This window comes from Peribacillus sp. SIMBA_075 (genome assembly GCF_046534585.1).
Window position 1 is genome coordinate 1 of sequence record NZ_JAWRYN010000122.1, and the last position, 489, is coordinate 489.

1 protein-coding gene is annotated in these 489 nt (G+C 36.2%); it reads right to left on the reverse strand.

The window, feature by feature from the left end:
• Nucleotides 1-489, reverse strand: a 489-nt coding sequence (locus tag SB775_RS27430; RefSeq protein WP_410864290.1) for a transposase, incomplete at both ends; no start/stop codon positions are given.

The window sequence follows — 489 nt, forward strand, 5'->3', positions numbered from 1 at the left end:
CCGGGAATTTATTTTTCATCTCTTCATCTATCGAATAGATTACTTTTCTTAATTTTTTAGATTGGTCCATCAATATTTCTTTTGGAGTCTTATGATTGTATCTGGCTTTCGTGTGGGTGGCATCCACAATAATCGTTTTGTTTTTAATGATTTCCTTTTCAATCGCAATCTCAACGGTTTTATGAATGAGCATATCCAAAAGGTTTATGTCTTTTAAACGGAGCTTTCGAAATTTCGTTAAAGAGCTAGGGTCAATAACCGGATCTTCTGGAGCCATGCCGAGGAAGTATTTAAAGGACATGTCATACCTGGAACGCTCAACTATATCCACATCTGATAGGTCATGAATAGTTTTGAGCAGCAAATATTTAAACATACGTATTGGATCGACAGCATTCCTGCCGTTATGAAGACAGTAGTTGTCCCTCAATTCTTCCAACACAAAAGAAAAGTCAATAAGTTCATTGATCTTGCGTAACATGTTATCCT